General features: G+C 25.1%; 2 protein-coding genes. Both read right to left on the bottom strand.

The features are described 5' to 3' along the window. Positions 1–851, bottom strand: an 851-nt coding sequence (locus G3997_RS03335; RefSeq protein WP_296648077.1) for an FtsX-like permease family protein, incomplete at its 3' end; no start/stop codon positions are given. Further along, positions 851–1,597, bottom strand: a complete 747-nt coding sequence (locus G3997_RS03330) for an ABC transporter ATP-binding protein (protein WP_296648073.1) — start codon at positions 1,595–1,597, stop codon at positions 851–853. The genes G3997_RS03335 and G3997_RS03330, both read right to left, overlap by 1 nt. Positions 1,598–1,702: the final 105 nt, after the last annotated feature.

Below are 1,702 nucleotides of genomic sequence, written 5' to 3'. Positions count from 1 at the left end.
AAAAAWARCATCCTTGTATTATCTTTTATTTTATAATGTAAGTTTGCTATAAATAACATATTAGTATTTTTCTTATAAAATCTTTTATTTGCCTTAACTTTATTTATAACAAATACACTGAGTTGTGAAAATAACAAATAAGTTGCTATAATAACCATAAAAGTTACTGGGGCTATTTTATAAAATAAATCTGACTCAGTTACACTAACTGACATATAGTATGCAAATACTAATAAAACTACACAAGATATAGCTAATATTGGTGATGATTTTGGCTCTGGTTTTGGCATTTGCGTACCTTTTAATAATTTTATTACCTTATCTTCTCTAACTACAAAGGATGTAAAGTAAGAAGTTAGTATTGATAATAATGTAAAGTATAAAATAATTATGATTATAGATTTTATTGAAATATAAAAATTTAGTGGCTCTATTCCTATTAATGAAGATATTATAATTAGCACTACCTTAGCGAAAATCAAACCTATTACAATACCAAAAACTGAGGCTAAGATATTTATTATTAAATTTTCTATAAAAATAATTTTTTTAACTTGTTTATTTGATATACCTATTGTATATAAAATTCCAAAATCTTTATTTCTACTTTTTAAAAACACACTTGCTGAGTAAAATACAAATAGAGATAAAAATAAATAAATTATAACTTCTGTTACTTGCATTGTCGCTATTATATAATTAGCAAATAATGAAGTATCTAAATCTGGATGATTTATAAACATTCTAAATGAAAAAAGTAATGTTGAAGATATAAGTATACTAAAAAAATATCCTAAGTATGATTTAGTATTTCGTTTTACATTATTAAGAGCAAACTGTATAAAGTTCATTATTTGCTACCTCCTAATAATGAAAGTACATCCATTATCTCTTGATAAAACTTAGCTCTATTATCACCTTTATAAATTTCATTGTAAATTTCACCATCTTTTATAAAAAGTATTCTATGGCAATAACTTGCTGCAACTGGATCATGAGTTACCATCATAGTTGTTACTTTATCTTCATTATTTATTTTTTCTAATAATTCCATAACATTTCTAGCAGCCTTTGAGTCTAGATTTCCTGTTGGTTCATCTGCTAAAATTATAGATGGATTATTTATTAAAGCTCTTGCAATAGCAGCTCTTTGAGCTTGACCACCAGATACTTCAAATGTTCTTTTATCTAATAAATGCTCTATTCCTAGTATTTTAGATACCTTTTTTAATTTTTCATCTTGCTGTTTTACAGGTACATTTTCTAAAGTTAATGRCAAAACTATATTTTCACCTATTGTTAAAGTTTCTAGTAAGTTATAATCTTGGAATACAAATCCAAGTTCTCTTCTTCTAAATAAGGCAAGTTCATCTCCTTTTAACTTATGTGGCTCTTTGCTTGATAAAATTATCTTTCCTGAAGTTGGTTTATCTATAGTTGATATTAAATTTAATAGGGTAGTTTTTCCACTACCACTTGGACCCATTATTCCTACAAATTCTCCATCTTCTATGTTAAAGYTTATATCTTTTAATGCATTTGATATTACCTTACTTCCGTATACTTTGCTTAAGTTACTTACTTTTAAAATATCCATGTGATTCTCCTTATCTAAATTTATTTATACTTCAATTTTAATTTAGATATTAAAATCTAACTATCTACAAACCTTACATMTACCTTACATCTATGTAAGGTTTAC

It is taken from the genome of Romboutsia sp. 13368 (assembly GCF_018336475.1).
Classification (GTDB): Bacteria; Bacillota; Clostridia; order Peptostreptococcales; family Peptostreptococcaceae; genus Romboutsia.
This window is presented reverse-complemented; position numbering and strand designations above follow the sequence as displayed.